Source organism: Rhodococcus sp. USK10, from assembly GCF_019378875.1.
Classification (GTDB): Bacteria; Actinomycetota; Actinomycetes; order Mycobacteriales; family Mycobacteriaceae; genus Rhodococcus_F; species Rhodococcus_F pseudokoreensis.
Map to the genome: position 1 here is coordinate 1,837,955 of NZ_CP076048.1, position 22,735 is coordinate 1,860,689.

Consider the following 22,735-nt stretch of genomic DNA (forward strand, 5'->3'; position numbering starts at 1 on the left):
GTCAGTCTCTCCGCTGGGTGGCCGGCTGCAGGACGCTCTGGGCGATGTTGACGACGATGTTGCAGAACAGCACGAACACGATCGCCACGACGAGCGTTCCCTGAACGATCGGAACGTCCCCCCGCAGCGCGGAATCGGCGGCGAGGCGACCGAAGCCGGGCATCGAGAACATGGTCTCCATCACGACGGCGCCACCGATGAGCGTGGGGATCTTCATGCCCAGGATCGACAGCGCGGGGCCGCTGCCGTTGCGCAGGGCGTGCACGAACAAGATCCGTGACGGACCGATGCCCCGCACCACCGCGCCGGTGACGTAGTTCTGATCCAGTTCCGCGACCAGTCCGGTGCGGAGTTGCCGCGCGATGTCGGCGACGACGTCCATGCTCAGCGCGATCGCGGGCATGATGATCAGCGACAGCCAGCGGCCGAAGTTCTCGTCCGGCGGGACGTACCCGGCCGACGGCAGCCAGTGCAACCCGACGCTCAAGACGAGGATCAGCCCGATGGAGACGACGAACGGCGGCAGCGTCGAGGCCACCGACGTGTAGGCGGTGATCGCCCGGTCGAGCAGGCTGCCCTTGTAGACGGCGGCGAGCACCCCGAGCCCGACACCGAGGACGAGTCCGATCACCAGCGCGACACCGGCGATGGAGGCGCTGACGGCGAGCCGCTCACCGATCAACTCGCTGACCGGGATCTTGCTGAACCACGAGACACCGAGGTCGCCGCTCAGCATGCTCGACATCCAGTCGACGTACTGCTGCCAGACCGGCTTGTCCAGCCCGAACTCGGCGTTGATCCGGGCGATCGTCTCAGGGGTCGCGGCGTCACCGGCGATGCCGGCGGCCGGATTCAGCCCGCTGGCCGCACCGAGCAGGAACGTGATCAGGGTGGAGAACAGGAAGACCGGGACCACGATCAGCACGGTGCCGAGCACGACCCGCGCCGCCGTGCCGAGCGCGCCCGCAGGCACCGGGAGAGCGAATGCCCTCCCGGTGCCTGCGGCCTCGATGTCTGCGGTGGTCACGAGACCGTGACGCCTTCCCAGCGAACCTGGGACGGCAGGATGTTGAGGTTCTTCAGATCCGGGTTGGACACGATGATCCACGGGTTGCTGAAGAGGTAGTTCGTCGGCGACTGCTCGACACCGACCTTGACGGCCTGCCACAACCGCGGCTTGTATTCCGGGTCCTCGAGCGGGGTGCGGCGCACGGCGTCGAGTGCGGCGGTGAACTCCGGCGACGCGTGCGGGCCGCTGAGGTTCATGATGCCTTCCGGACCGTAGACGGCGAGCAGGTTCTGCACCGGGGATTCACGTCCGATGGTGCCGTCCGTGGCCAGTTGCGGGTTCTTCGCGATGTAGACCTCGCTCTGCCACGTCGACGAACCGGGCGGGACCACCTTGATCGTGGACTCGACGCCGATCTTCTTCAACTGCGACTGCACGAGTTCCGCGCGGTTGGTGGCCGCCGATTGCGCCGTGATCTCGATCGACAACTGTCCGGGTGCGTAGCCCGCCTCGGTGAGGAGACGAGATGCCCTGTCGGGGTCGTAGTTCCAGAGCTTCTCGATCTCCGGGTTGAACGCGAGGTACCCGTCGGGGAACGGCTGGCTGGTGGTGCTCCCCAGCCCGTTCGTGACGACGTCGACGAACGCCTGGCGGTCGAATGCGTAGCGGAACGCCTCGACGATCTTCGGGTTGTCGAATGGCGCCTTGTTGAGGTTGATGGACACGTCGTTCGCGGCGAGCGACGGCTTCACGGTCACGTCGAGACCGGCGGCCTCGGCTTCCTTGGACTGCAACGCAGGCAGCGTCGCGAAGTCGATGGAGCCGGACTGGACACCGGCGACGAGGGTGGCCGGGTCCGGGGCGACGCTGAGTTCGAAGTGGTCGATGTGGATGTTCTCGGCGTCCCAGTAGTTCGGGTTCTTCTCGAAGTAGGCGTGATCCTCGGCGACGAAATCGGTGATCGTGAACGGACCGGCCCCGACCGGCCACACGCTGAGCTTCTGCGGGTCGGCGGCCGCCGTCGGGCTGGCGATCGCGCCGGTGCGCCCGGCCACCAGGTACGGGATCTGGTAGTCGGCGTCGGCCAGGTGCAGCGTGACGTCGGTGGCGCTGTCGGCCGTGACCTCCGTGACGCCGGCGAGCTGATCGCGCAGGAACGAATCGTCCTGGGTCTTGCCCCGGTCGAAGAACGCCTTCACCGCCTGCGAGTCGAGGGTGGTCCCGTCGGAGAAGGTAAGACCGTCACGCAGGCTGAATGTCACCGCGGTGCCGTCGGCGTTGTACTTCCAGCTCTCGGCGAGCGACGGTTCGACGTTGCCCTCTGCGTCGAGCCGGGTCAGCGACGCATACGCGAGGCTGATGGTATTGATGTCGTTTCCGGTCCGGCTCGTCACCGGGTCCCAGGATGTGGGGAGGTTGAACGCCCACTTGACCTCGGCGCCGTTCGAGCTGCTGCCACCGCCGCATGCTGTGGCGACGAGACCGACGATCACTCCGAGTACTACGGCGCCGGCGATCCGCCGGCTCTTCTTGCTCACTGGGTGCTCCTGACCATGCAAAGGGGGGTGGTGATTCAGACGCTCGCGGACAGCGACGCGGTGGTGCCGGGCAGCGGGGCGGGATCGATTCCCTCACGCCGCGCACGGGTGTACCGGTTCTCCGCGAAGGGCAGACCGAGGTTGCCGCGCAGGGTGTCCTGCTCGTAGTCCTCCCGGACCACCCCGCGCTCGCGCAGGATCGGCAGCACCTCGTCGACGAATCGGCGGAACTGCGCCGGGTGCCCGATGTGGATGTTGATGCCGTCGAGGGCGTGACCGTCGAGCCAGCGCTGCAGTTCGTTCGCGACGGTCTCGGCGCTGCCGGTGAACGGCGACGTCTTCGGCGCGCTGAGCGCCTCGACGGTCTGCCGCAGCGTCAGCCCGCGGCCGACGGCGAGGTCGGTGATCTTCTTCGCCTGCGTGTAGAAACTCCGCTCGGCGTGCTGCAAGGCCTCGGTGGGGAACGGCGCGTCGAGGTCGTACTGCTGGAAGTCGTGCCAGCCGAAGGGGCGGCCGAGTTCCCGCAGGGACCTGCCGAAGTCGTTGTCCGCCAGCTGGGTCGTGCGTTCGATCTCACGGGCGTCGGCGTCGGTGTCGCCCACGGTGACGGTGACGCCCGGCAGGACCACGATGTCCTCGGGGGCGCGCCCGTACGCCGCGGCGCGGGTCTTGATGTCCGCGTAGAACGCCGCTCCCGCCTCGAAACTTGGTGCGTGGGTGAAGATCCCGTCTGCGATGCGCGCTCCGAGGTCGCGGCCCTGGTCGGAGTCGCCGGCCTGGAAGATCACCGGCTGTCCCTGCGGTGAGCGTTCGATGTTGAGCGGGCCGACCACCGAGAAATGCTCGCCCCGGTGGTCGAGGGTGTGCAGCTTGTCCGAATCGAGGAAGCGGCGGGCGTCCCGGTCGCGCGGAAACGCGTCGTCCTCGTACGAATCCCACAGCGCCTTGACGATCTCGACGTGTTCGAGTGCCCGGCCGTAGCGGGTGGCGTAGTCGTAATGCTCCTCGAGGCCGTAGTTTCCGGCGGTGCCGGAGTCGCCACTGGTGACGACGTTCCAGCCTGCGCGGCCGCGGCTGATCAGGTCGAGGGACGCGAACCGTCGCGCGAGGTTGAACGGCTGGTTGAACGACGTGGTCAGGGTGCCGACGAGTCCGATGTGCTCGGTGGCCACGGCGAGCGCCGAGAGCAGCGTCAGCGGCTCGAGCCGGTTCAGGTAGTGCGGGGGCGAGTCAGGGGTGATGAACTGGCTGTCGACGATGAACACGAGGTCGAACCGCGCCTGCTCCGCGAGACGCGCGTACTCGATGTACCAGTCGATGTCGACGCTGGCGTCGCCGGGGATCTCCGGATCCAGCCAGGTGTACGGGTGCCCGGGACCACCCGTGGGGGTGAGGACAGCTCCCAATTTCAGTTGCCGTCTCGTCATGTTCTCGCTCCTTCGTCGTCCGCCGTCAGGCACCTGCCTCGGCACGCCGCGTTGAAGTGTATGGAGCAAACAGACGCGTGCAGAGTATTAAATTCTCGATGTTTCAAAACATATTTCGTATGTCCCGCAGTGCTGCCGAACAAAGTCCGATCAGTCGAAGAACTCCCGCGACGACTCCGCGACAGCCGCCGCGACGACGTCGGCGAGCTGCCCGATCAGCTCGGCGTCGTCGGGCAACTGGGTGGCCGACAGGCGCAGGAGCTGGCGTGCGGGTGACCGCACGAACGACCGCGATCCCGCCCCCACCGAGATGCCCTGCCGCGCCAACGCGACCAGCGCCGCTGTCTCGTCCGACACCGTCACCCACACGACCAGACTGTGCGGGCCCGCGAAAGCCTCGATACCACGGTCGATCAGGGCCTCGAGCAGCGTCGTGCGCCGCGCGGCGTAGCGTTCGTGTGCCGCCGTGACCGCGTGTTCGGCGTCGGCGCTGCCGATCAGGTGGGCGAGGGCGTTCTGCAGGATCCGGCTGTTCGAGCCGACGCCGTGACTGCGCACCTTCATGGCCTTCTCGATCAATTCACGGGAGCCGCCGAGGACGGAGGTCCGCACATCGATCCCGTACGCCTTGCAGTAGCTGCGGATCCGGACGACACGTTGCGGCAGTTCACATCCCAGCGACGGCGGTTGCTCCGGTTCGAGCGGTCCGATCGAGTCGTCCTCGACCACCCACACCGCCGGATGCCGTCGCAGCACGTCGGCGAGTTCGCGGGTGCGCTGCGCGCTGACCGCGTGGTCGACGGCGAACGGCGCCCCGGGCTGGAACACGAACGCGACCGCACCGGCCGTCAGGGCCTCGTCGAGCGCGTCCGGCCGGGGACCGGCGCGGTCGGCGCCGACGCCGACCGCGTCCAGACCCAGATCGCGGAGGGTGTCGAGCACCCCCGGGCCGAGGGGCTCGTCGACCGCCACCCGGGACCCGGGCGGCGCCGCCGCCTCCACCGCCAGCAGCAGCGCCTCGGTGCCACCACCCGCGGTCGCCCAGGCCTCCGGTTCGAACGGCCACCCCGGAGCGACGGCGTTGCGCAGCCGCTCGGTCATCAGTTCCCGCCCGAACACATTCAACGTCTCGGCGTCCAGGCTGGACAACAAAGCGTCGGACAGGGACGGCTGCAGCGCCAGGTCGGGCGCGTTCTGCGCCAGGTCGACGCCGCGCCAGTCGGGGATGCCGCGCTCGGGCACACTGTCGAGCGGCGGGAGAACCACGGTGCCGCCGCGGCGGCGGGTCTGCACGAAACCCTGCTCCTGCAACCGGCCCCACGCGGTGACGATCGCACCGACGCTGAGGTGGGTCGCTTTCGCGAGTGCGCGGACGGTCGGCAGGCGGTCGCCGGGGCTCAGCTCACCCGACCGGATGAGGTCGGCGACGGCATCGGCGAGTTCCGTGGTGCGGCCGTCGATTCGTTCGAGCAACCACTCCGGAGCAATCGTCTCCGACTCCAGCACCGCTGACATCCACACCCCTTCGATCGACAATCACCACCGGCCCCGCCCGGGTCATTGCGCGAGTGCGCCCGCCGGGTCGCGGAGGAGGACGTCGGGCGTGCCGGGCAGTCGCAGACGCTCGAGGAACTGCACGATCTCGGCGGCGACGGACCGGTGGGACACGTCGTTGAGAATGTCGTGCCTACCGTCGTTGACGACGACCACGCGGGCGCCCGGCAACGCGGACGTGACGGCGAGGACGTCCGCCACCGGGCTCAGGACGTCGGCGCCGCCGTGGACGACGAGGACGGGAACCTGCACGTGGGTCAGCGAATCCGCCGTGGCGACCGGCGCCTCCGCGCCGAGCGTGCCGCGGTCGAGCGCGCCGTCCGCGGCCAGGACACTCCGGTGCACCGGACACGCGGAGCGGATCTCGAGTTCGCCGTCCCACCCTCCGGTGACGGCGTCGGTGCCCGCGACGAGGAGACCGGCGGCCACGACCCCGGACACGGCCGATTGGGTGGCGGCGAGGTCGAGCGCGGTGAGCGCGCCACTGTCCGACCCGACGACGGTGAGCGGGAGACCGGACTCGGCGTCGGCGATCACCCGAGCGGCCGCGGCGGGATCGTTCTCCACCACCGCGACGCGGTAACCGTCGAACGCGATCCGCCGGGCGAACCTGCGGTACACGTGAGCATGCTCACCTCGGCCGGCGACGACGATCACCGAGCCACGCGCGGTCGCTTCGGGTTCCAGCCAGTCGATGTCCACTGATTACCTCACTCGGGGTGGTTGTTCGCAGGATTGACTGCGTCACCCTGACTCACCCGCGCGCGGTGGAACAAGAGTAATGCTCGAGCAGAACAAAACGCGTGTCTTCTCGTCGCACTTCGTGTTTTGTTCCGAACATATTCGTTTGTGATCGACCCCGGCCAAACAAGAGTATCGACGAAGGGACAGGCACACCGATGCCCGAGACCACAGGGTTCGCGACCCGGCAGGTCCGCACCGGCTATCAGCCCGGCACGCCGCAGAACACCGCGATCCCCCCGATCTACCAATCGGTTGCCTACGACTTCGGCAGCTTCGACCAGGCGCGGGACATCTTTTCCCTGCGCCGCAAGGGAAATCTGTACAGCCGCACCGGGAACCCCACCCAGGCCGTGCTCGAGCAGCGCCTCGCCGACCTCGACGGCGGCGTCGCCGCGCTGGCCACCGGGTCCGGGCAGTCCGCCGTCGCGGTCGCCCTCCTCACGCTCGCCAAGTCGGGGCAGCACATCGTCGCGGCGCGGCAACTGTACGGCGGCACGGTCGACCTGCTCACCGACACGTTCGCGGACTTCGGGATCGACGTCACCCTCGTCGACCAGGACGACCTCGACGCCTGGCGTGCGGCCGCCCGCCCCGAGACCCGGGCCTTCTTCGCCGAGACGATCGGCAACCCCGTCGCCTCCGTCCTCGACGTCCGGGCCGTCGCCGACATCGCACATCAGGCCGGGGTCCCGCTGATCGTCGACAACACGATCGCCACCCCGTACCTGCTCCGCCCCAAAGACTTCGGCGCCGACATCGCCGTGTACTCGGCCACCAAATTCATCGGCGGGCACGGAACGTCGCTGGGCGGGGTGATCGTCGACCTCGGCACGTTCGACTTCGGCGCGGAGCCGCGGCGGTGGACCCAGTTCACCGAGCCGTACCCGCGGATCGGCGACCTCGTGCTGTGGGACGAGTTCGGTCGCGACCGGAGCGCGTACCTGGTGTACGCGAAGACGAAGGTCGTCCACGACCTCGGACCCGCACTGTCGCCGTTCAATTCGTTCCAGCTGCTGCAGGGGCTGGAGACGCTGGACCTGCGGCTCGAGCGGCAGGTCGGCTCGGCGCTGGCCATCGCCCAATTCCTGGACGGTCATCCCGCGGTCGCGAAGGTCAACTACCCGGGCCTGCCGCACAACCGGTGGCACGACGCCGCCCGCCGGTATCTACCGCGGGGCGCCGGCTCGGTGTTCTCCTTCGATCTCGCCGTCGACGACTCGAAGGTCGCGAAGTTCGTCGACTCGCTGCAACTGTTCGCCATCGTCGCCAACATCGGCGACGCCCGCTCGCTGGTGGTGCACCCCGCCACCACCACGCACAGCCACCTCGACGACACGCAACTCCGCGACGCCGGATTCGGCTACCGCACCGTCCGACTGTCCGTCGGACTGGAAAACCTGGAAGATCTCGTCGACGATCTGCGCGCGTCGCTCGACGCCATCACGGAGGAATGACATGCATTTCGGCTACTGGACGCCCATCTACGGCGGCTTCCTGCGCAACCTCGGCGACGAAGGCATGCCCGCCACCTGGGACTACGTCAAACAGCTGTCGCAACTCGCCGACCGGCTCGGATACCACACCACCCTCGTCCCCGAGCTCTACCTCAACGATCGCAAGGGCGTCGACGCGCCCAGCCTCGAGGCCTGGTCGCTGTCGTCGGCGATCCTCGCGGTCACCGAACAGCTCCGGGTGATGACGGCGGTGCGACCCGGATTCCACCTGCCGGCCGTCACCGCGAAGGAATCCGCCACCATCACCGACATCGCCGGCACCACCGACGCCGGTGCGGCACGGTTCGCGCTCAACGTCGTCGCCGCATGGTGGGAGGAAGAAGCCCGGCAGTACGGCGGCGCGTTCACCCGGCACGACGAGCGATACCGGCAGGCCACCGAATTCGTCGACGTCCTCCGCGGACTCTGGGAACACACCCCGTTCACCTACCAGGGCGAGCACTTCAGCGTGCGCGACTCGATCCTGTCGCCGAAACCCGCAGTCCATCCACCGGTCTTCGCGGGCGGGGAGAGCGAGAGCGGCCGCGAATCCATCGCGACCTTCGCCGACTCGTACGTCCTGCACGGCGGCACCGTCGACGAGGTGCGCACGAAGATCGCCGACATGAACGCACGGTCGCAGCGAATCCACCAGCGGGACATGGCCGAATTCGGCATGTCCACCTATATCATCGTGCGCGACACCGAAGCCGAGGCCCGCGCCGAACTCGAACGCATCACCACCGTCGACCCCCACTCGCCCGGGTACGCGTCGTTCGAGGAGTTCGTGAAGAACTCCGAACTCGACGTCGAACTGTCCCGGCGCGAATACTCCGTCGGCACGCGTGGTCTGCGCCCCGACCTCGTCGGCACACCCGAACAGGTCGCCGAGAAGATCCGCGCCTACCAGGACGCCGGCCTCACCCTGCTGCTCATCCAGTGCTCTCCCGCGCACGAGGAACTCGAGCGCATCGCCGAGCAGGTGTTCCCGCTGGTCCCCACCCGTGAGTACTTGTTAACCGCCGGCGGTTAACAAGTACTCACGGGTGTTGCCCTTGACCGGACCCCTCGCCGCGAGTAAGGATCGAAAGAGCGCGAGGGGATTCGTCATGGCAGACATCGAAGTCGACTATTGCGTCGTAGGAGCCGGATTCGCCGGACTGACGGCGGCGCTGCGCCTGAAACAGGCCGGCCACACGGTCGCGCTGATGGAGGCCCGTGACCGGATCGGCGGGCGCACGTTCACCGAGACCCGCGACGACGGGTCGTGGATCGATCGGGGCGGCGCGTGGATCGGGCCGGGACAGGACCGGATCTACGCCCTGATCGACGAATTCGGCGTCGAGACGTACAAGCAGTACACCGACGGCGAAGCCATGATGGTCGTCGACGGCAAGCAATACCGGTACAAGGGCACGATTCCCCTGACGATGAGTCCCTGGGCCACGGCGAATCTCGGCGCCGTGTTCTTCGAACTCGGCCAGATGTGCAAGACGATCCCGCTCGAGGCGCCGTGGGAGGCGAAGAAGGCCGCGAAGTGGGACGCGATCAGTCTCGCGAAATGGCTCGGCGGCAACACGTTGTCCAAGCCTGCCCACGACCTTCTCGAGACCGCCGTCGCCGGTTGCTACACGTCCGCCGCGTCCGAGGTGTCGATGCTGTTCGTGCTGTATCAGATGGCGTCCGGCGGCGGTCCCGGTTTCGTTCTCGGCGTGAAGGACGCGGCCGAGGATGCGCGGCCGGTCGGCGGGATGGGAGCGATCTACCGTCCGATGGCAGCCGAGATCGGCGACGCACTCCACCTGTCGCAACCCGTCCGGGACATCGCGCAGGACGGCGACGGCGTGACCGTCCGCTCCGCGGACCTGGCCGTGCGGGCGCGGCGAGCGATCGTCGCGGTGCCTCTCGCGATCGCGAGCCAGATCCTCTACGAGCCCCTGCTCCCGATGGATCGGTCGTTCCTGCACCAGAGGATGCCGAGCGGCGCCGTCATGAAGATCGCCGTCGTCTACGACGAACCCTTCTGGCGCGCCGACGGATTGTCGGGGCAGTCGGCGGCACCCGACTCCCCCGCGACGATCACCATCGACGCGTGCACCGACACCGGACGTCCCGGAGTTCTGTGCGTGATCGTCGAGGGGCCGATCGCCCGCAAGTTGGGGACGCTGCCGGAAGCGGAGCGGAAGACGGCGGTGCTCGGGGAGTTGACCGCGAGGTTCGGAACCCGGGCTGCCTCCCCCGTCGACTACGTCGAGCAGAACTGGAGCGTCGAGCGGTACTCCGGCGGCGGCATGCTCAGTCATGCGCCGACGGGAGTACTCACCCAGTTCGGCCACGCCCTCCGTGAACCGTGCGGTCGCATTCACTGGGCGGGCACGGAGAGTTCGTCCGTGATGTGCGGATGGGTCGACGGCGCTGTCCGCTCCGGCGAACGCGCCGCGCTGGAAGTGACCCAGCGCGACGGCGTGCTGTCCCCCGCCCGCGCTCAGTAGTAGACGGCGCCCGGCGCACCCCCGCCGACGGCCACCGCGTCGCCGGTGATCCCGACACTGCGCGGCGACGCCAGGAACGTGACGACGTCCGCGACCTCGCTCGCGTCGATCAGCCGGTGGATCGAATTGGTCGCCAGCCGCGACTCCAGTTCGGCAACAGGCACCCCTTCCGCCTCGGACTGCTCCGTCAGCCGATCGACAAGTCGTTCGGTCCGCGTCAGTCCCGGATGCACCACGGTGACGTTGACGCCGTGCGGTCCGAGTTCGTCGGCGAGGTTCTTCGTCAGCGCCGACACCCCGACGTTCCGGACGGTCTGCGCGATGGAGTTGGCCTGGCGTGCACCGAGCCCGCTGATGTTGATGATCCGCCCCCACCCCTGCTCGACCAGGTGCGGTGCCACCGCGCGGGCGGTGCGCAGATAGCCGAGCACCTTGATCTCGAACTCGTCGCGGACCACGTCGTCGGTGGTGGACGCGAAGTCGCTCGGCTTGCCCGCACTCCACGGTGTGGCCGCGGCGTTCACCAGAATGTCGACGCCGCCGAGTTCGTCGACGGTTCGCTGGACGAGGGCGCCCACCGACTTGTCGTCGCCGGTGTCGGTGGGTACCCCGATGACCCGACGGCCGGTCTGCTGCGACAGCGTCTTCGCCGCCAGTTCCAGCGCCTCGGCGCCCCTGGCCGCGAGCACCACGTCGACCCCCTCCGACGCGAGGCTGCGCGCGATCGCGAAACCGATTCCGCGGCTGCCGCCGGTGACGACGGCCCGCTTGCCGCTCAGACCGAGATCCATTGTGTTCTCCTCATCTCCGCTGTCCACCCCTCGATTCGAGGGTAGGACCACGACGCTACAGAGTCACGGATTCGGTTCAGCGTGAGGCCAATTGCGCTCCGCGCCCGTGCGTGGTTGACGAGTCCAGAGACTCGCTAACCACGCACGGGTGGCGAAGCCGCCTACCGCTGGATCGACTTGATCTCCAGGAACTCCTCGAAACCGAGGACCCCGGCCTCGCGACCGATGCCCGACTGCTTGTACCCGCCGAACGGGGCGTTGGTGTTGAACGCCCCGCCGTTCACCTCGACCTGGCCCGCGCGCAGCTGCCGTGCGACGCGGTCGGCCCGCTCCTGGTCGCCGGACCAGACGCCGGCGGCGAGCCCGTACTCCGTCGCGTTGGCGATCCGCACCGCGTCCTCCTCGTCGCGGTATCCGATGATGGACAGGACGGGACCGAAGATCTCCTCCTTGGCGATGGTCATGTCCTCGGTGACGCCGGAGAACACGGTGGGGCCGACGAAGTAGCCGGAGTCCTGTCCGGTCTCCCGGCCGTCGAGGACGGCGCGCGCACCTTCCGCGATGCCCTGTTCGATGTACCCGCGGACCCGCTCGAGCTGGTTCGAGTTCACCAGCGGCCCGAGCACCGACGTCGCGGCCGTCGGATCGCCGACCGAGTAGTTCTGCGCGACCTGCGCCGCGATGGCGGAGGCCTCGTCCACCTTGTCCGCGGGGACCAGCATCCGGGTGAGCGCCGAACAGGTCTGGCCGGAGTTGAGGAAACACTTGGCCACCCCGTCGGTGACCGCCTTCGTCAGGTCGGCGTCGTCGAGAATGACGTTGGCGGACTTGCCGCCGAGTTCGAGTGCCACCTTCTTCACCGTCTCGGCGGCGACCACCGCGACCCTCTTGCCCGCCCGGGTGGAGCCGGTGAACGAGACCATGTCCACCTCGGGGTGGCCGGCGATCGCCTCACCCACGACTGGCCCGAATCCGCTGACGAGGTTGAACACGCCTGCGGGCAGACCGATTTCGTCGAAGATGTCGGCGAGCGCGTAGGTGGCGAGCGGCGCGACCTCGGTCGGCTTGAGCACCACGGTGCAGCCCGCGGCCAGCGCACCGCCGACCTTCAGCACCACCTGGTGGAGCGGGAAGTTCCACGGGGTGATCGCGCCGACGACACCGATGGGTTCGCGCACGATCAGCGAGTTGCCCACCTCGTGGGCGTCGAAGTCGTAGGTGGCAGCCAGTTCGGCGAACGCGGCGAGGTTCGCGAGGGGCATCCCGATCTGGATGGGCTTCGCGAATCCCAGCGGCATGCCCATGTCGCGGGACACCAGGGCGGTGAAGTCGTCGAGGCGCTCCTTGATCAGGGCGGCCGCCTTCCGGAGGTACTCGCCGCGTTCCGTGCCGCTGAGCGCGGACCATGCGGGGAAGGCTGCCCGCGCGGCCTTCGCGGCGCGATCGACGTCGTCGGGGGTGCCCTCGGCGACCACGGCGATGACGTCCTCCGTGGCCGGGTTGACCACATCGATCCGGCCCGTCCCCTGCGAATCGACCCAGGATCCGTCGATGTAGATCTTGGTCCGGTCCAGAACTTCGCTCATCGGTATGCCTCCAGTGAAAGTGTCGTGGAAACGCTGCGCCCGCAGCCTACGACCGGAGCCCGCCGATTCGGGGCGAATGCGATCTCCCCGAACCGCCCACTGGGACGGCACCGATCGCGGACCATCGACGTACGCCGCACAGTCAGCAGGAGGAGCGATCAGATGCGCACGCAGTCACCGGCACGCACCCTTCTCGGAGCACTCGGGATCACCGTCGCACTCACCGCCTCGGCGTGTGGCTCGGCGGACGAGTCGGGGACCGCCGAATCCTCGCCCGGCGGCCTCACCTCGACGACTTCGGAGGCGGCCACCACGACCATCACCACCGCGCCGTCGCCGACCGGGACGACCACTCCGCACCCCGACCGCTGCCCGATCGGCGAACTGCAGGTGACGCTCGGAGAGCCCAGCGGGGCCGCCGGATCGCAGGAGATCCCGCTCGTCTTCACCAACACCGGCACCCGCGACTGCATCCTCCACGGATACCCCGGGGTGTCGTACGTCGCGGCACCGGACGGCCCGCAGGTGGGTGCGGCGGCCGAGAGGGACGGCGGAACGGAGACTCCCGTGACGGTCGCTCCGGGCGCGCGGGCCACCGCCGCGGTGCGTGCCACGGTGGTGCAGAACTATCCCGCCGACACGTGCGGCCCCACACCGGTCGCCGGATTCCGGGTGTATCCGCCGAACGACACCGGGTCGGTTTTCCTCCCCTACCCCACGACCGGCTGTTCGCAGAGCGGCGTGAAGCAGCTGTCGGTGCAGCCCGTCACGGGGTGACCTTGTTCACCCGCGCCGGGTGAATCGGCTCACCCGGGGCCCGACCTACGGTCGGGATAGTCGTGGTCGCGCAGGAGGAGGGCGGAGGCATGTTCGAGATCATCCGCGAAGTGCATTCCGAGGTTCGGCACCGCCGCGGCCCGCGGCATCACCATCATCTCCTCACCCGGCCGGGGCGCCGGGTGAGGATCATGAGACACCTCCTCATGTGATCATCCGGAGCCGGAAACCCTCCCACCAGGGCTGTTCCTTGCCTTCGCTCACCATCGGCGCGGATGGGTACTATCCGACGTCGTGACTGACAGCAGGCTGGAATCGGCGAATGTGTCCAGAGACGACTCGGACGAGTCGCCGATCGGGACCCCGCCGCAGTCGTCTCCTCTCGGTCAGTCGGTCCGCTCCGCCCGTCTCCTCGCCATCGTCGCGTCCCTCTTCGGCGTGCTGCTCACGTTGTCGCTCCCGTTCCTTCCGGTCGAGCAGGACAGCGCGACCCTCACCTGGCCGCAGAACGGCAGCACCGGAAGCGTCGAGGCCCCGCTCGTCTCCTACGCTCCGCTGAGCCTCGACGTGCGAATCCCCTGTTCGACGGTCGGCGAACTCGCCGGCCGCGGCGGGCTACTGACCTCCACCGCCCCCGCGGGCGCCGCCGACGCCGCGAGGTACGGACTGGTCGCCAAGGTGAATCCGGCGACCGCGGACGGTCCCGCCGGCGTCGAGGTGGTGCTGCGGAACCAGGTGCTGCTGTCGTCACCGCTCGACGGGCTACCCGCCGATTGCACGCTCGTGGTGTCCTCGGATTCGACGCGGACCACCGCCGGATTCGTGACGGCAGGCCAGGACGCCCCGACCGTCGTCGACGGTGACCTCCGCCCGCAGATGGTGGGCATCTTCAGCGACCTCGACGGGCCGGTGCCCGACGGACTGCAGGTGACCGCGCAGATCGACAGCCGGTTCTCGTCGACGCCGTCGACGATCAAGTTCGTGGCGATGGTGGTGGGTGCGCTGGCCACGATTCTGGCGCTGGTGGCGCTGCACCGTCTCGACAACGTGGACGGTCGCCGGGCCCGGCGATTCCTGCCCACCCGCTGGTGGTCGTTCGGGGCCGTCGACGCCGTCGTCCTCGGCACGCTGGTGCTGTGGCATTTCATCGGCGCCTCCACCTCCGACGACGGCTACCAGTTCAACATGGCCCGCACGTCCGAGGCCGCGGGCTACATGGCCAACTACTTCCGCTGGTACGGCGTCCCCGAGGCGCCGTTCGGGTCGCCCTATTACGACCTCCTCGCGGTGCTGGCGAACATCACCCCGGCCAGCCCGTTCGTGCGTCTGCCCGCGCTGCTCGCCGGCATCGTCGCGTGGCTGGTGATCAGCCGGGAGGTCGCACCGCGACTCGGTGCCGCCGTCCGGGGCAACCGGCTCGCGCTGTGGACGGGCGGGCTGGTGTTCCTCGCGTTCTGGCTCCCCTACAACAACGGCCTGCGGCCCGAACCGATCGTCGCGGTGGGCGTGCTGCTCACGTGGTGTTCGGTGGAACGCGCCGTCGCGACCCGTCGGCTGCTGCCCGCCGCGGTGGCGATCCTGGTCGGTGCGGCCACACTGACCGCGGGCCCGTCCGGGTTGATCTGCTTCGGCGCCCTCGTCGCCGGCGCCCGGCCGATCCTGCAGATCGTGATCGCGCGGGCCAAGACTGTGGGCTATCCGGCACTGCTCGCGCCGCTCGTCGCGTCGGGGACCGTGATCCTGGTGGCGGTGTTCGCCGATCAGACCCTCGCCGCCGTGATGGAGATGCAGCACGTGCACGCCATCGGCCCCAACGTCCCCTGGTTCGACGAGTACCTCCGCTACCAGTACCTGCTGAACATCTCCGTCGACGGTTCACTGTCGCGCCGGTTCGGTGTGTTCGTGATGGTGCTGTGCCTGGCGGTGACGGTGCTCGTGATGCTGCGCAAGGGCGGCCGGATTCCCGGGACGGCGACGGGACCGTCGCGGCGGCTCATCGGCATCACGCTCGCTGCGATGGGCCTGATGATGTTCACGCCCACCAAGTGGACGCACCACTTCGGCATCTACGCGGGTCTCGCCGGGTCGCTCGCCGTGCTGGCGTCGGTGGCGGTGAGCACCTCCGTGGTGCGCTCGCCGCGCAACCGCGCCCTGTTCGCGGCCGCCGTGCTGTTCCTGCTGGCGATGTGTTTCACCAGCACCAACGGGTGGTGGTACGTGTCCAGTTACAGCGTCCCGTGGTGGGACAAGCCGGTGTCGATCGGCGGCCTCGGTGCGGGCACGATCCTGCTCGGCGCCACCCTGGTGATGCTGCTGATCGCGGCGTGGTGCTACTTCCGCGAGCCCTACACGCGGGGCGACTCCGTGCGACGACGCCGGTTGTGGGCGCTCCCGCCGCTGACGGTGGCGGCCGCCGCGATGGTGCTGTTCGAGGTGCTGTCGATGGCGAAGGGCGCGGTTGCGCAGTACCCGGCGTTCTCCCTCGCCCGCTCCAACGTCGACGCCGTCACCGGCGCGCCGTGCGGCCTGGCCAACGACGTCCTGCTCGAAACCGATCCCAACGCGTCACTGCTGCAACCGCTGTCCGGTGACGCGGCGACCACTTTCGCGGGCACCGGCAGCGCCGGCTTCAGCCCGAACGGTGTCGCCGGAGACCTGAGCGCCGACGAGGAATCGTCGGATGCGGGTGTCGCCAACTCCGTCAAGACCGACAACACCGAGCAGACGGCGTCGAGCAACGCCGCGGGCACCGGTGGCGGCGCCGGCGCGGTGGGTGTCAACGGCAGTGCCGTGGCATTGCCGTTCGGACTCGACCCCGCGAGCACCCCGGTCCTCGGCAGTGACGGCAGCGACGGCGACGCATCGCTGACCACCGGTTGGTACCGACTGCCGAGTGCGGAATCGGATACCGGTGCGGGTGACCTCGTCTCCATCGCCGCGGCGGGCCGCATCCGGTCCGTCGACGCGGACGGCGTCGTCACCTACGGCCAGAACCTCGAGGTGGAGTACGGCACCGCGCAGCAGGACGGCACGGTCGCGGTGGCAGGACGGGTGACGCCGATCGACATCGGGCCGGCGCCGTCGTGGCGCAATCTGCGTGTTCCGCTCGATTCCCTGCCGGCCGATACGGATGTCATCCGGCTGGTGGCGTCGGACACGGACAGCGATCCGCAGCAGTGGCTGGCGGTCACACCGCCGCGGGTTCCGCGGACGCAGACACTGAACGACGTGATCGGCTCCGAATCGCCCGTCATGATCGACTGGGCTGTGGGCCTTGCGTTTCCGTGCCAGCGGCCGTTCGATCACCGGGCCGGTGTCGCGGAAGCGCCCGAGTACCGGATCCTCCCGGACCGTCCCGGCGCGATCATGACCAGCCTGTGGCAGGACCGGTACGGCGGCGGCCCCCTCGGCTGGATCGAGATGACCCGGGCGAGCCGAACCATACCGTCGTACCTGAAGAACGACTGGGACCGCGACTGGGGCGGCGTGGAGCAATACACCCCCCTCGACGCCCGTGCGACGGCCGCGGAGATCGACACCACCCGGACTCAGCGTTCGGGACTGTGGAATCCGGCGCCGATCATCACCGCCTATTGAGCGTCGGTGACGCGCCCGCACCGGGCGCGTCACCGCTCACCTCAGAGTTCGAACTCGGCCGGCGCGATACCGACCGCGAAACAGGCGTCCCGCACCACGTTTCGCTCGTTCTGGTCAAAGTTGCCGTCGGCGCCGCCGATGACGATGCCGATCTGGATGACGGCCCGAGCCTGGTCCTGCTTGGTCTTCAGCTTCGCGATGGTGGCCGTGGCCTCGATCTTGCCGAACTCGAAATCGGACTGCAGCTTGCTGCAGTACCAGTCGAACTTCTGGCTCAGCTCGTCCGACGGGAACACACTGAGCGCCTCGTTGCTGGTGATCAGCCCCGCAGTCTTCTGCCGCTCGGACGGGTCGATGGTCCCGTCCGCCGCGGCGATGAGGGCGCACATGGCCATCGAGGCGTTGGCGAACTCCTTGTTCTGGAACTGCGCCGTCTTGGTCTTGAGCTGGCCGTTCATCTCGAACGCCTTTGCCTTCAGCTGATCCCAGAAAGCCATTGGACTCCTTCTTCACGTACCCACGCACGGTGCGTGTGGTGTCCAATTTGCCAGGTTTCGCGCGCGGACGTCGCCGCGGTCGGTCTACCAGCGCAGTCGCGCGCGGCTAGCTCTGCGTCTGGCGGCGAACGATCTCGCTGATCCAGATCGGCGCGTACGGGGACGTGCAATTGGGCGGGGTCGGGTAGTCCTTCAGAACTTCGAGGCGTTCGCCGATGCCGATCGCGCGGGCACGAAGATCGGGGTGATGGATGCCGATGTTGGCGAGGCATTCGTTCATGGCCCACTGCAGGCGGTCCGGCGCGTCCTTCATGTTGGCCTCGATCAGGTCGAGGAGTTCGGGCAGATCGAGGTCGCCGGAGTCCTTCGCCACGCGGTCGCTGGTCAGCGCCCACCCGGCGCTCGCGACGACCGGGTCGGAGTCGGCGAACCACGCGACGCGCAGTTCCTCGACGTGCGGGCTCTTCTTCACGACGTAGCTGACGAGCCAGCCGTGCACCTTGGGGACGCGGGCGTCGCGGAGCATGGCGTCCAACTCGGACGCGCTGAACGCCTTGGGGCGGCAGATCAGGATCGCGACGAGACGGGCCGCGGTGTCGCCCGTCACCCACAGCTCGCCGGCGAGGTCGTGCTGAGTCTTGAGGCTCTTGGCGACCGCGCGCAGCTTGGTGAGGTTGACCCCGTGGTCGTCGCCGTGGCGCTCGTTCACGGCGCGGATCTTCGGATCTTCCAGGGCCGCCAGTTCCGCCATCACGTCGCCGACGCTGGCCTGCGGTACCGCACGAGTCGCCACACCGATCTCCTCTACTTCTCCGCCCGATATCGCGCCCAGCTTACGTCGGGCCCCTGACCGTCTAGGGCCGCAGCGACTGCAGCCCCGCCGTCGGCACGTGAATCCACCCCTCCCGCTCGGCGACGTCGCGGTCGCCGCCCTCGGGTAGTTCCGTGCAGCCGAGGGCCGCGGCCCGCGCGATGACGGCGGCCAGCACGGCGTCGAGCGCGTCGTCCGATTCACGGCAGATCGTCTGGAATGCACCGAGTTCCATCCAGTGCGCGGCCGCGAGGAACGCGTCGACCAACTCCCCCAGCGTCACCCGGTTCTGCACGCTCTTGTATCCGCGGGACACCAGCCCCCAGGTGCGCAGCGCCGCCGCCGGATACGCCTCCACCACCCGGCCGTCGACGCGTCCGACGTCGACGCCCAGGTCGCCGAGTTCGGCGAGGATGCCGGCGCAGCGCAAGGCGACGTGGGCGATGAGGTCCGCCGACACGCTGAGCGGCGCTATCCCCGTCGCGGCCTGCACCACGAGATCGGTGCGCCGCTTGGTCAGCGGACGACGTCCCTCGCGGTTCGCGAGACCGCCGGTCGCGGGCAGTCGGCCGGCGTGGTGCTCGGACACCATCCGGACGAACGCGTCGGGCCAGCCGAACGGTGCGTCGATACCGGTCCTGTCGCACGCCAGGACGGCCTCGGTGATCGCATCGTTGCCGACTCCCAGCCGGATGGACTCGACGCGGGCCACGCCGTCGGACCAGTCGACGACGGCCAGGGCCGTCTTCTTCGGCTCGGCCGCCAGGTCGACTCCCACGGTGCGCACCGGACCAGGCTAGACCGCGGCCCGGGAATCGGTGCTGACCTGGCGTTACGGTTACATTCGGGTTACCGCTCGCGGCGGTTTCCGCTCCGACCTGCTGAATCTGCAGAAGTGATGCAACGCATCAGTTAGTTGTTCTGTACAGATTCAACCCCTCCGACCATTGTGGTCTGCACTACTCGACCACAGGGCGCACATGCGCACCGTTCGGAGGATTGATGCCCGACACCCACGCCGCCCCGATGCTGGAGAAGCACACCATCGGGTTCGTCCCGGAATCCGATCGCCACGGCAAGGTCCGTGATCTGTTCACGTTGTGGTTCGGCGGCAACCTCGCGCCGCTCCCGATCGTGACCGGCGCACTCGGGCCCAGCCTGTTCGGACTCTCGCTGTGGTGGAGTCTCGTCGCGTTCGTCGTCGGGCACCTCGCCGGCGGCGCGCTGATGGCGCTGCATTCGGCGCAGGGACCCCAGATGGGGATCCCCCAGATGATCCAGAGCCGCGGACAGTTCGGCACCTTCGGCGCGCTCATCATCGTGGTGATCGCCGCCGTCATGTACCTCGGTTTCTTCTCGTCGAACATCGTCCTGGCCGGCCAGTCGATGCACGGGATCGTCGACGGCATCCCCGTCGACGTCGGGATCGTGGCCGGCGCTCTCGGCTCCGCCGTCATCTGCATCATCGGCTACCGGTTGATCCACATCCTCAACCGCATCGGCACCTGGGTTCTCGGAATCGGGATCCTCGTGGGGTTCTTCGCCATCCTCACCGGCGACCTGCCGTCGGACTTCCTCACGCGCGGCGACTTCAACTTCGCCGGGTGGCTGGCCACCGTGTCGCTCGGCGCGCTCTGGCAGATCGCGTTCGCGCCCTACGTCTCCGACTACTCGCGGTACCTGCCCAAAACCGTGGGCGTGCCGTCGACATTCTGGGCGACGTACCTCGGCTGCACCCTCGGCTCGTTCCTCGCGTTCGCGTTCGGCGCGGTCGTCACCCTCGCCGCACCCGTCGGCTTGGGCACGATGGACGGCGTCAAGGCCACGACCGGAAGCCTCGGCAGCGTCATGCTGGTGCTGTTCCTGCTCAGCGTGATCAGCCACAACGCGCTGAACCTCTACGGCGCCGTCCTCGCCATCATCACGTCGATCCAGACGTTCCGCGCGCGCTGGATTCCGACCGCCCGCGCCCGGGTGATCCTCTCGACGATCATCCTCGTCGCGGCGTCCGTCGTCGCCATCGCGCTGTCGGCCGACTTCGTCTCGCACTTCGTCGATCTGGTGGTCGTGCTCCTGGTGGTCCTGGTGCCGTGGACGGCGATCAACCTCATCGACTTCTACATCATCCACAAGGGCGTCTACGACCTCGACTCGATCTTCCGTTTCGACGGCGGCATCTACGGCCGGTTCAACTGGACGGCCATCACCGCGTACCTGCTCGGCATCATCGTCCAGATTCCGTTCATGGCCACGTCCCTCTACACGGGGCCGGTGTCGGCGTTCCTCGGCGGCGCCGACCTGTCCTGGGTGGCCGGGCTGGTGGTGACCGGGCCCCTCTACCTGCTGCTGGCGCGTCGCGGTCCCGGCCGCTCCGTCGGCGCGTACGCCCCCGGTACGCGTGAGCCCGCACGGCTCTAGACCACGAACGGCAGACCGCCCGATCCTGTTACAGGATCGGGCGGTCTGCGTGTGCCGGCCGATCGGGCAGGGTTTCGCCGTTGTCCACCGCGGGACGGCGGCGGCTCGTTAGGGTCGAGGCACACCCGCGTTCACCGGAGCAGAGAGTAGTCGCAGATGTCCAGTTTCCCGGGCCTCACCCACGTCGCGATCACCGTGTCCGACCTGGCGGCCAGCACCGCCTGGTACACAACATTGTTCGGTTCGGCACCCGTCCTGGACGAGGACGAGGAATCGGGGACGTTCCACCACACGGTGTTCGCGCTCGACGGGGGCATGCTCTTCGGACTGCACACCCATCCCGACAGCGGCGCCCCCGCCAGGTTCGACGAACGGCAGGTCGGGCTCGACCACATCGCGTTCCAGTGTTCCCCCGACGCACTGCCCGGGTGGGTGGAGCGGCTCGACGCACTCGGCATCGCGCACGGGGGCATCAAGACGGCGCACTACGGGTCCGGAATCTCGTTCCGCGACCCGGACAACATTGCGCTGGAGTTCTTTGCGCCTCCGGCACCCGTGAGTACTTCTTAACGTCGGGCGGTTGATAAGTACTCACGGGCGGCGGAGCCGCATAATCCCTTCCAGCTCCTCCGTGCTGAGGAGGCCGCGCTCGAGGACCAGTTCGGTGACGCTGCGGTCCGAGTCGAGGGCGTCCGCAGCCAGCCGGGTCGCCGCCTCGTAGCCGATGTGGGGGCTGAGCGCCGTGACCAGCCCGATCGACCGTTCCACCCCGGCGCGCATGTGCGCGACGTTGGCGGTGATCCCGACGACGCAGCGGGTCGACAGGGCCTCGCAGGCCGCGGTCAGGTGGCTGAGCGACGCGAACAGGCTGTGCGCGATGATCGGCTCGAACGCGTTCAGCTGCAACTGGCCGCCTTCCGCGGCGAGGGTGATGGTGACGTCGTTGCCGATGACCTCGAACGCCACCTGGTTGACGACCTCCGGGATGACGGGGTTGACCTTGCCCGGCATGATGGACGACCCGGCCTGCACCGCAGGGAGATTGATCTCGCCGAGTCCGACGCGGGGTCCCGACGACAGCAGCCGCAGGTCGTTGCACGTCTTCGACAGCTTCACGGCGGTGCGTTTGAGCACCCCCGACAGCTGGACGAAGGACCCGACGTCCTGGGTGGCCTCGACGAGGTCCGTTGCGGTCGCGAGCGGCAGTCCGGTGACGGCGCGTAGTTCCTCGCACACGAGCCGGGCGTAGTCGGGGTGGGCGTTGATTCCGGTGCCGATGGCGGTGCCGCCGAGGTTGATCTCGGTGACGAGCAGCGCGGCTTCCTCGAGCCGTTCGGCGTCTTCCCGGACCATCACCGCGAACGCCCCGAACTCCTGGCCGAGGGTCATGGGGACGGCGTCCTGGAGCTGGGTGCGTCCCATCTTCAGGTGGTCGGTGAACTCGGCGGCCTTCGCGGAGAACGCTTCCGCGAGTCCGTCCATCGCGACACGGAGTCGGCGAATCGCGAACTGCAGCGCCACCTTCAGGGCGGTGGGGTATACGTCGTTGGTGCTCTGGCTCAGGTTCACGTGTTCGAGGGGATGCAGGAACATGTAGTCGCCGGGCCGGTGCCCGAGCAGTTCGAGACCGCGGTTGGCGATCACCTCGTTGGCGTTCATGTTGGTCGACGTTCCGGCCCCGCCCTGGATCACGTCGACGACGAACTGGTCGTGCAGCGCGCCGCCGCGGATCTGCTCGCAGGCGGCGACGACGGCGTCCGCGCGGCGCTCGTCGAGCAACCCGAGGCGCCGATTCGCGACCGCGGCCGACTGCTTGACGCACGCCAGGGCCGCCACCAACTCCGGGTAGCGGCCGATCGGGGTGCCGGTGATGGTGAAGTTCTCCAGCGCCCGCAGGGTGTGGATGCCGTAGTGGGCGTCGAGCGGGACGTCCCGCTCCCCCAGCAGGTCGTGTTCGACGCGTGTGCGGACGGGCTGGGCGATGCGGGACATCGGGTTTCC

Annotated in this window: 19 protein-coding genes; 7 read left to right on the forward strand and 12 right to left on the reverse strand. The window is 68.6% G+C overall.

The features are described from left to right. Position 1: 1 nt before the first annotated feature. The 5 genes from I1A62_RS15535 to I1A62_RS15555 all read right to left on the reverse strand — a co-directional run bounded on the left by I1A62_RS15535 (position 2) and on the right by I1A62_RS15555 (position 6,230). The gene (locus tag I1A62_RS15535) at positions 2 to 1,027 is read right to left on the reverse strand and encodes an ABC transporter permease (protein WP_219459071.1); all 1,026 of its coding nucleotides are present in this window, start codon (positions 1,025 to 1,027) and stop codon (positions 2 to 4) included. Further along, positions 1,024 to 2,547, reverse strand: coding sequence for an ABC transporter substrate-binding protein (locus I1A62_RS15540; RefSeq protein ID WP_219459072.1), 1,524 nt, complete (start codon positions 2,545 to 2,547; stop codon positions 1,024 to 1,026). The genes I1A62_RS15535 and I1A62_RS15540 overlap by 4 nt, the downstream gene beginning before the upstream one ends. 35 nt (positions 2,548 to 2,582) lie before the next feature. Further along, a complete protein-coding gene (locus I1A62_RS15545; protein WP_124389734.1) occupies positions 2,583 to 3,974 on the reverse strand; it encodes an LLM class flavin-dependent oxidoreductase in 1,392 nt (463 codons plus the stop codon). A gap of 150 nt (positions 3,975 to 4,124) precedes the next feature. Then, positions 4,125 to 5,489, reverse strand: coding sequence for an aminotransferase class I/II-fold pyridoxal phosphate-dependent enzyme (locus I1A62_RS15550; RefSeq protein WP_219459073.1), 1,365 nt, complete (start codon positions 5,487 to 5,489; stop codon positions 4,125 to 4,127). A gap of 42 nt (positions 5,490 to 5,531) precedes the next feature. Further along, positions 5,532 to 6,230: an alpha/beta hydrolase gene (locus I1A62_RS15555; protein WP_219459074.1), complete on the reverse strand. Its 699-nt coding sequence runs from the start codon at positions 6,228 to 6,230 to the stop codon at positions 5,532 to 5,534. Positions 6,231 to 6,427: 197 nt separating this feature from the next. On the opposite strand from I1A62_RS15555, the gene I1A62_RS15560 reads away from it, so the two are divergent. The 3 genes from I1A62_RS15560 to I1A62_RS15570 all read left to right on the forward strand — a co-directional run bounded on the left by I1A62_RS15560 (position 6,428) and on the right by I1A62_RS15570 (position 10,257). Further along, complete coding sequence (locus I1A62_RS15560; RefSeq protein WP_124389737.1) at positions 6,428 to 7,726, forward strand: O-acetylhomoserine aminocarboxypropyltransferase/cysteine synthase family protein; 1,299 nt, start codon at positions 6,428 to 6,430, stop codon at positions 7,724 to 7,726. Between the two features lies 1 nt (position 7,727). After that, on the forward strand, positions 7,728 to 8,798 hold the full coding sequence (locus tag I1A62_RS15565; RefSeq protein WP_219459075.1) for an LLM class flavin-dependent oxidoreductase: 1,071 nt from the start codon (positions 7,728 to 7,730) through the stop codon (positions 8,796 to 8,798). Between the two features lie 76 nt (positions 8,799 to 8,874). After that, positions 8,875 to 10,257, forward strand: coding sequence for an FAD-dependent oxidoreductase (locus I1A62_RS15570; RefSeq protein ID WP_124389739.1), 1,383 nt, complete (start codon positions 8,875 to 8,877; stop codon positions 10,255 to 10,257). Here the strand turns inward: I1A62_RS15570 and I1A62_RS15575 are convergent. Together I1A62_RS15575 and I1A62_RS15580 are read right to left on the reverse strand one after the other, a co-directional pair. Continuing rightward, positions 10,251 to 11,048 (reverse strand): SDR family NAD(P)-dependent oxidoreductase, encoded by a 798-nt coding sequence (locus I1A62_RS15575; protein ID WP_206010293.1) that lies wholly within the window; start codon positions 11,046 to 11,048, stop codon positions 10,251 to 10,253. The two genes, I1A62_RS15570 and I1A62_RS15575, sit on opposite strands and share 7 nt — an antisense overlap. 161 nt (positions 11,049 to 11,209) lie before the next feature. Further along, positions 11,210 to 12,634: an aldehyde dehydrogenase family protein gene (locus tag I1A62_RS15580; RefSeq protein WP_219459076.1), complete on the reverse strand. Its 1,425-nt coding sequence runs from the start codon at positions 12,632 to 12,634 to the stop codon at positions 11,210 to 11,212. A 162-nt stretch (positions 12,635 to 12,796) separates the two neighbouring features. Here I1A62_RS15580 and I1A62_RS15585 point away from each other — a divergent pair, with 162 nt between their 5' ends. After that, positions 12,797 to 13,411, forward strand: coding sequence for a DUF4232 domain-containing protein (locus tag I1A62_RS15585; RefSeq protein ID WP_219459077.1), 615 nt, complete (start codon positions 12,797 to 12,799; stop codon positions 13,409 to 13,411). A 29-nt stretch (positions 13,412 to 13,440) separates the two neighbouring features. On the opposite strand, the gene I1A62_RS15590 is transcribed toward I1A62_RS15585, so the two are convergent. Then, on the reverse strand, positions 13,441 to 13,611 hold the full coding sequence (locus I1A62_RS15590) for a hypothetical protein (protein WP_192581710.1): 171 nt from the start codon (positions 13,609 to 13,611) through the stop codon (positions 13,441 to 13,443). Between the two features lie 124 nt (positions 13,612 to 13,735). On the opposite strand from I1A62_RS15590, the gene I1A62_RS15595 reads away from it, so the two are divergent. Continuing rightward, complete coding sequence (locus I1A62_RS15595) at positions 13,736 to 17,008, forward strand: arabinosyltransferase domain-containing protein (protein WP_219461212.1); 3,273 nt, start codon at positions 13,736 to 13,738, stop codon at positions 17,006 to 17,008. Between the two features lie 41 nt (positions 17,009 to 17,049). Here I1A62_RS15595 and I1A62_RS15600 read toward each other — a convergent pair whose 3' ends face one another. The 3 genes from I1A62_RS15600 to I1A62_RS15610 all read right to left on the reverse strand — a co-directional run bounded on the left by I1A62_RS15600 (position 17,050) and on the right by I1A62_RS15610 (position 19,103). Next, positions 17,050 to 17,505 carry a tellurite resistance TerB family protein gene (locus I1A62_RS15600; protein ID WP_072944086.1) on the reverse strand — a complete coding sequence of 152 codons (456 nt, stop codon included), beginning with the start codon at positions 17,503 to 17,505 and terminating at the stop codon, positions 17,050 to 17,052. A 106-nt stretch (positions 17,506 to 17,611) separates the two neighbouring features. Continuing rightward, positions 17,612 to 18,256 (reverse strand): DNA alkylation repair protein, encoded by a 645-nt coding sequence (locus I1A62_RS15605; RefSeq protein ID WP_219461214.1) that lies wholly within the window; start codon positions 18,254 to 18,256, stop codon positions 17,612 to 17,614. Positions 18,257 to 18,359: 103 nt separating this feature from the next. After that, positions 18,360 to 19,103, reverse strand: coding sequence for a DUF429 domain-containing protein (locus I1A62_RS15610; RefSeq protein WP_219459078.1), 744 nt, complete (start codon positions 19,101 to 19,103; stop codon positions 18,360 to 18,362). A 215-nt stretch (positions 19,104 to 19,318) separates the two neighbouring features. On the opposite strand from I1A62_RS15610, the gene I1A62_RS15615 reads away from it, so the two are divergent. Together I1A62_RS15615 and I1A62_RS15620 are read left to right on the forward strand one after the other, a co-directional pair. After that, positions 19,319 to 20,734 carry a cytosine permease gene (locus I1A62_RS15615; protein WP_219459079.1) on the forward strand — a complete coding sequence of 472 codons (1,416 nt, stop codon included), beginning with the start codon at positions 19,319 to 19,321 and terminating at the stop codon, positions 20,732 to 20,734. Between the two features lie 156 nt (positions 20,735 to 20,890). After that, positions 20,891 to 21,304, forward strand: a complete 414-nt coding sequence (locus tag I1A62_RS15620) for a VOC family protein (protein ID WP_124389746.1) — start codon at positions 20,891 to 20,893, stop codon at positions 21,302 to 21,304. 21 nt (positions 21,305 to 21,325) lie between these two features. Here I1A62_RS15620 and I1A62_RS15625 read toward each other — a convergent pair whose 3' ends face one another. Then, on the reverse strand, positions 21,326 to 22,726 hold the full coding sequence (locus I1A62_RS15625; protein ID WP_124389747.1) for an aspartate ammonia-lyase: 1,401 nt from the start codon (positions 22,724 to 22,726) through the stop codon (positions 21,326 to 21,328). Between the last annotated feature and the right edge of the window lie 9 nt (positions 22,727 to 22,735).

What these genes read in the sequence shown, in the direction of transcription:
- I1A62_RS15545 (WP_124389734.1), bottom strand. Translation starts at nt 3,974, where the DNA reads ATGACGAGACGGCAACTGAAATTGGGAGCTGTCCTCACCCCCACGGGT.
- I1A62_RS15550 (WP_219459073.1), bottom strand. Translation starts at nt 5,489, where the DNA reads ATGTCAGCGGTGCTGGAGTCGGAGACGATTGCTCCGGAGTGGTTGCTC.
- I1A62_RS15560 (WP_124389737.1), top strand. Translation starts at nt 6,428, where the DNA reads ATGCCCGAGACCACAGGGTTCGCGACCCGGCAGGTCCGCACCGGCTAT.
- I1A62_RS15565 (WP_219459075.1), top strand. Translation starts at nt 7,728, where the DNA reads ATGCATTTCGGCTACTGGACGCCCATCTACGGCGGCTTCCTGCGCAAC.
- I1A62_RS15570 (WP_124389739.1), top strand. Translation starts at nt 8,875, where the DNA reads ATGGCAGACATCGAAGTCGACTATTGCGTCGTAGGAGCCGGATTCGCC.
- I1A62_RS15575 (WP_206010293.1), bottom strand. Translation starts at nt 11,048, where the DNA reads ATGGATCTCGGTCTGAGCGGCAAGCGGGCCGTCGTCACCGGCGGCAGC.
- I1A62_RS15580 (WP_219459076.1), bottom strand. Translation starts at nt 12,634, where the DNA reads ATGAGCGAAGTTCTGGACCGGACCAAGATCTACATCGACGGATCCTGG.
- I1A62_RS15585 (WP_219459077.1), top strand. Translation starts at nt 12,797, where the DNA reads ATGCGCACGCAGTCACCGGCACGCACCCTTCTCGGAGCACTCGGGATC.
- I1A62_RS15600 (WP_072944086.1), bottom strand. Translation starts at nt 17,505, where the DNA reads ATGGCTTTCTGGGATCAGCTGAAGGCAAAGGCGTTCGAGATGAACGGC.
- I1A62_RS15605 (WP_219461214.1), bottom strand. Translation starts at nt 18,256, where the DNA reads ATGGCGGAACTGGCGGCCCTGGAAGATCCGAAGATCCGCGCCGTGAAC.
- I1A62_RS15615 (WP_219459079.1), top strand. Translation starts at nt 19,319, where the DNA reads ATGCCCGACACCCACGCCGCCCCGATGCTGGAGAAGCACACCATCGGG.
- I1A62_RS15620 (WP_124389746.1), top strand. Translation starts at nt 20,891, where the DNA reads ATGTCCAGTTTCCCGGGCCTCACCCACGTCGCGATCACCGTGTCCGAC.
- I1A62_RS15625 (WP_124389747.1), bottom strand. Translation starts at nt 22,726, where the DNA reads ATGTCCCGCATCGCCCAGCCCGTCCGCACACGCGTCGAACACGACCTG.